This window comes from Chamaesiphon sp. (assembly GCF_041737865.1).
Classification (GTDB): Bacteria; Cyanobacteriota; Cyanobacteriia; order Cyanobacteriales; family Chamaesiphonaceae; genus Chamaesiphon.
In genome coordinates this window covers 1-5,893 of record NZ_JBGSQZ010000154.1, presented here as the reverse complement: position 1 = coordinate 5,893, position 5,893 = coordinate 1, and the positions used below count along the sequence as shown (strand labels likewise).

The following is a 5,893-nucleotide window of genomic DNA, read 5'->3' as shown; positions in this document are numbered from 1 at the left end:
CGAAAGCCATTCAAGAAATTGATTATCGATCCCTTCCCAGATCGAGTGAACAGGGAAGGGTCATTCTTTTTTGAGCCATCCGCTCAACCCTGCTTGACAACTGCACTTGCGCCTTAACTTGTCACGAATCGGGTTCCCCGCCCATCAGACCAGTTGCCCATCAGCACTTTTGGCCATTCACCATTCACCATCCACCCCTTTTAGATGTCTAGCTTGGGTTCGTTCCATGGTCAACTGGTTATTTCTCCCGCCCAGTGGGAAACAAAGGCCGGACGAACTCCTCAATTTGACACAGGTCAGGGAGTAGTTGACAATATCTAACAATACCAATCATTCGTTCTGAATTTGAATTATCTCCCTGCATGTAATTCGAGTATGGGTAATTGCGATGCTCTTGCTTGGAATGTACTAGTGACAACTACTGCCAGACAGCGAAGTAGTGGATTGGAGATCCGTCCCCAAGTTGTGCCGACGGTGGGAGCAGTACCAAATACTTGTCCAGAGCAACCAGATCGTCTCGCCAATCTATTGGTACGAGACTTGCCTAGCTATGGCAACCGCATCATGCAACAACGGCGCAAACGAACCGATAAGCTATATAGTTCGATCGAAATCGCTAGCGTACCCGAACTACAGCCGATTGAGATCCTCAGCCGTGAGTATACACCTCAGTTTCCCCAATCTGCGCCCACACAAGTATTCGTCAGCACCCTGGAACGTCAATATACAGGGCTGAGATCGGCACAGCTACAACAATTTCACTGGCTATTTATTGCCAAGACTCGACTGGGTTGGCGATTGGTGAATATTTACACGCGGACTGGTGGATTTCCGCTTGCCAACAATCTCATCACACCCCCGATCGAAAGTAGCAACACGATCGTCGGTGAAGCGATTAGAATTTGGCTCAATGATTGTTATTTGGGGCGAATTAGGGGGTAGGGGGTAGGGGGTAATTAGGGATTAGGTTTGAGGGATTAGGTTTGAGGTTTTAGGTTGCAGAATTTGGGACGCTTGCCGGATTGCGATCGACGATTCCCTACCCTCCACCCTCTACCCCTAAAGCCTAAAGCCTAAAGCCTAAAACCTAACTCTAATCAATCCCAAATTTGACCGACACCACTGCGGTGATATCCTTGTCGATCGAGCTAGTATCGTATCTACCTTCATTACTTACCGCCGTTGAGTAGCGGGGGGTAATTTGAAATACACCAGTATCCGCACTACGGACTCCACCGACTCGATTGCCAGTACTTTTGGCAATTGATTCAGCTCTGGCTTTGGCATCTTTAGTCGCTTCAGCCACCATCTCGATCCGCAGTGTACTCAGTCCGTTATAGAGATATTCTGGCGGTTCGGAAGTCAGGGGAATTCCTTCATTAATTAATTCGCTAATTTGCTGTGATAGTTTAGAGTAACGATCGACTTGGTTCGATCGAATTTCTAGTCTTTGGCTCAATTTATAAGCGAGTGTTTTACCTGTCTCTCGTCCGTTATTAACTTCGGGAATTGAGACTGTTTCGAGAGAGTTAAGCGAAACCTCAGACTCAGGTACTTTTGCTTCTTTGAGATAACGCTCAACTCGATCCGTCCAGCCTTTGAGTTGTTGATAAGCAGCTTGAGTCGTCGGCTGTTGACTCGAAAGCGATACTCGCCAGACGATATAATCTGATTTAATCGGTCGTTTTGCCGAGCCAGTGATGAGCAAGGCATCATCGACTCGTTTGATATTCCGAATCGCCCCCGCCCACAAAAATGAACTAACAATTAGCGATAGAGACAGTAAACTTAACCCAGCCAGTAATTCGGGGAATCGATAGCGCGATTCAGTGGTTGCCATAACTTGTAACACTCACACACAATATATTTTTGGTAGGGCATGATGACAATTCACCTTCCCCGATCGAGTCTACAGCATGGCGATCGATCGTTCCTGAAAGTTGGTAGTTATCCTATAGCTTTATGAACAATCGATCTTCTAAATTAACGTCAGTGTCTCCTGATGGAGAGGCTACTATTCCCTTGTATTCCCTTCTATTCTCTTCGGTGGGTTACGCTTGGCGGTAACACACCCTACGATATTATATCAACTATCAACTGCTTAATTGAGATGATTGTCACGATCGAGAATCGCCACCTGATCGATCGGTCGATCGACAACTAACCGCTGGACGACACCCCCAGGCAGCACCCCATAGACAGCACTACCATTACTATAGATCAGTTGACCACTAGCTCCAACATCAAAAGCCAACACCCCACGACCGATCGTTTTTGGTTCCCGATGCGGGTATTGCTCGATTAGTTCCCACGAGCGGGGTACCAGTGCGGGAGAGTCAGCATCACCAAACCGCCGATTGCGAGCGATTTGGGTACCAACATCAACCAATCTCCCTAAAAACATCTGCTGGATTTTACTCCGGTGCAGTTGGGGTAGGGGTAATAAAGATTTGCCTGTGTGACTGCGGGCGAACAAATTTAACCACTCACAGATGGCTCTGAGGAGACGTGCGGGCGAGAGAATTACTTCTTGGAGTAGTTGTGACAACGGCATTGGCTGCCGCAGGGGGCGGTAGGGACGGCGAATATAGTATAAAGTGCCATCCGCAGACATTTGAGGGCTGAGGAGGTCGTATTTGGGGTCGCTGGCTAGAGTGATGACCTCTTGCCGATCGAGATCTAGCTGTTCGATCGTCGAATGCCTTTGCTCGACGATTTGACCCGTACTATCTCGACTGATGCCAGCCGACTGAAAGACGATCGCGCGACGGAAACCAGGAATCCACTTGGGCGCGAGATCGATCGAGTCACCTTCGGTTACTTGCTCTAGCTGGACGGCATTTACAGGCATCGTGGCGATATTTGCCGTACCGTCTTTGCCGATCGTCGCACAGGCAATTAGTTGATAATCAGGATGAAAGTCCAGCCGATCGAATTTAAGATCGGCACTATGAAATAGTCTTTTCTCTTTGGTTTTCTGGTGATGTTCGATCGGCCCAAATCGTTCGAGGGTAAAAATCCCCCCAATATCTCCAGCTTCTAGAGTGTAGAGTAATCGATCGGCACCAGTCGGACATACACCCTGCACGGCAACAGACAACGACATCGCGGAAGTCTCAACTCTAGATTCCTGTTGCTGGACATTTCCCGATTTGCCATTGGGCAGAAAATTTGGACTCAGATTCTTTTGCTTCCAGCCATTTCGTCGCTGTAGCTCAAATCCCCGCTGTTGCGCGGCTTGTCCGAATTCGCTGGCGATGGCTTGGACAGTCGCCCGACCCAATTTGAGGTAGAGTTTACCTCCAGATAGGTATGCAAAATTAAAACTCATGGGATCTTCAGTAAGCGTTGGCTGGTGAGCATTTGAGGTATGGCAGGAGATCTACGATACTGTCTATACTGTTCCCCAAGAATGACCCAGAGATCTCATTTTGATGAAAGTTTTTGCAATTTAGTGAACGGTGGATACTGAATTGCTGGCATTAGACCCCCTGCGAAAGTAATTGAAGATTGGTGCAGGCTACCCCCTACCCCTAAAGCCTAAAGCCTAAAGCCTAAACCCTAAAGCCTAAACCCTAAACCCTAAACCCTAAAGCCTAATTACCCTCTAACTTTCACAGGAGGTCTATCGAGTCTAGGCATGTGGGTGGTGAGTGGGGCAATCCCCGCTAGATCGAGGATTTGAGGGATGAGATCTTCGCGCTTGACTGCCATTAGATGAACGCCCTGACAGAGTTGGCTGGCGAGTTGTACCTGTTCGGCGGCAATTTTTATCCCCTCTTTAAGTGGTTGAGCCGATCGAGCCAAGCGATCGATGATATGTTGGGGAATCTCTACCCCTGGCACATTTCGGTTGATGAATTCTGCATTTTTGGCAGACTTGAGCAGAAAAATTCCGGCTAGTACTGGTTTTTGATAGCTGAGGGCGATCTGGTGCATGAATTTATCGAGGATGTCAAAATCAGAAATTAACTGACTTTGAAAAAATTGGGCACCTGCGGCAACTTTTTGCTCGAATCGTCGTTGCAAACCCGATCGACTTTTAGATTGGGGGTCTACCGCCGCACCTACAAATAAGTCCACAGCACCATCTGGTAGGGGCTTGTCGTTGCCATCTAGACCGTGATTGAGGTTGCTGATAATTTTCAAAAGTCTGACTGCTTCTAGGTCGAATACAGCCCTAGCATTTGGACAATCGCCCGCTTTAATCGGGTCGCCAGTGAGAGCTAAGATATTCTGAATCCCCAAGGCATGGGCACCTAGTAGATCGCCCTGAAGTCCAATCCGGTTGCGATCGCGACAGGCAAACTGACAAACTGGTTCGATCCCCTGCCTCAGTAATATTACCGATGCTGCAAATGGCGACATTCGCATCACTGCTCGACTGCCATCTGTAACATTTACCGCATGGACGCGCCCTTTGAGACAGGTTGCCATCTCTAGCATGTGAGCTATATCTCCACCTTTGGGAGGAGCTACTTCTGCTGTAATTAAGAATTCACCAGCGGTGGCAGCTTGTCGAAAATTATTCACGATCGCACCCAAGAACTACACTTTTAATTTTAATCGATGGTGGATGGTGAATGGTGGATGGTGGATGGTGGATGGCTGACACTATCCATTCAGTATCGAAAATCCTAATGCAGCTTTAACTTCTGCCAAAGTGCGATCGGCAATCAGAGCGGCACGATCTCTACCGGATCGGAGGACGGATTCTAGATAGGTTTTGTCGCTCATTACTTCATGATATTTGACTTGGATCGGACGTAGATGTTCGATCGTCGCTTCTGCCAATAATGGTTTAAACTGGCCCCAGCCCAGATCTTGACATTCGTTGACTACTGTCTGTTTGGACTTACCAGACATCAGCATATATAGTGTCAATAAATTGCGGCATTCTGGTCGATCGATCGCTTCAAATGTCAAACCACGTTCGAGATCGGTTTTACACTTTTTGATTTTTTTCTGAATTAAATCGGCACTATCTAATAAATTAATTCGGCTCAGATCTGACGGATCGGATTTGGACATCTTTCTGGTGCCGTCAGTCAGACTCATCACTCTTGCCCCATCAGCTTGGATCAGTGCTTCAGGTAACTTGAAGACGGGGGATTGTTTGGCATATTGATGATTGAATCTACCTGCAATATCGCGAGTCAATTCTAAGTGTTGCTTTTGATCTTCACCAACAGGAACTTTGTCAGCTTGATAGAGGAGGATATCCGCAGCCATTAGGACTGGGTAATCCAATAGCCCGACATTGACATTTTCACCTTGCTTGATCGCTTTTTCTTTAAATTGAATCATATCTTGGAGCCAATTTAACGGCGTGACACAATTTAGCAGCCAAGTTAGTTCGCTGTGGGCGGGGATATGGGATTGGAAAAAAATACATGAATCCTCTAAACTAATGCCACAGGCTAAGTATAAAGCGGCGATCGTATAACTATTCTCAGCTAAAGTTTGCGGATCGTGAGGGGCGGTAATGGCATGAAGATCGACGACACAAAAATAATTTTCATAATTGTGTTGATGCTCCACCCAATTGCGAATCGAGCCTAAATAGTTACCGATATGTAAATTACCAGTTGGTTGGATGCCAGATAAAACACGCTTTTTAGTCATAAACAGATGGCTCTAGCGAACCGCAACCGATAAATTTTTGAAATGATTTACTATTATAGCATTTGGTAACATTTACTCAACAGCAGAAGCTATGGCTTCGGGGTTTAGAGTCTCCACTGGACGGGTCTCCCGATTCGTGACAAGTTAAGAAAAGTCGAGGTTTGTCAAGAGGGGAAAGAAAAGATGTCAAACTCAGACTAGCACAGAGTTAGAACTGAGTTTGACCAATGCCCAAAAAGCGGAAAACAAATCGCGACCACGCCAAGCG

At 46.9% G+C, this 5,893-nt stretch carries 5 protein-coding genes; 1 reads left to right on the top strand and 4 read right to left on the bottom strand.

Going from position 1 to position 5,893, the window contains the following annotated elements:
- Positions 1-375 precede the first annotated feature (375 nt).
- Positions 376-942 carry a hypothetical protein gene (locus ACEW9J_RS11865; protein ID WP_373545329.1) on the top strand — a complete coding sequence of 189 codons (567 nt, stop codon included), beginning with the start codon at positions 376-378 and terminating at the stop codon, positions 940-942.
- Positions 943-1,093: 151 nt separating this feature from the next.
- Here the strand turns inward: ACEW9J_RS11865 and ACEW9J_RS11860 are convergent, their stop codons facing one another.
- From ACEW9J_RS11860 to trpS, 4 genes are all read right to left on the bottom strand, one after another.
- Positions 1,094-1,840 carry an SIMPL domain-containing protein gene (locus ACEW9J_RS11860; RefSeq protein WP_373545328.1) on the bottom strand — a complete coding sequence of 249 codons (747 nt, stop codon included), beginning with the start codon at positions 1,838-1,840 and terminating at the stop codon, positions 1,094-1,096.
- 261 nt (positions 1,841-2,101) lie between these two features.
- Positions 2,102-3,331 carry a TolB family protein gene (locus ACEW9J_RS11855; RefSeq protein ID WP_373545327.1) on the bottom strand — a complete coding sequence of 410 codons (1,230 nt, stop codon included), beginning with the start codon at positions 3,329-3,331 and terminating at the stop codon, positions 2,102-2,104.
- A 269-nt stretch (positions 3,332-3,600) separates the two neighbouring features.
- Entirely contained in the window at positions 3,601-4,533 is a 933-nt protein-coding gene (locus ACEW9J_RS11850; RefSeq protein ID WP_373545326.1) for a methylenetetrahydrofolate reductase, read from the bottom strand.
- Between the two features lie 81 nt (positions 4,534-4,614).
- Complete coding sequence (gene trpS / locus ACEW9J_RS11845; protein ID WP_373545325.1) at positions 4,615-5,625, bottom strand: tryptophan--tRNA ligase; 1,011 nt, start codon at positions 5,623-5,625, stop codon at positions 4,615-4,617.
- Between the last annotated feature and the right edge of the window lie 268 nt (positions 5,626-5,893).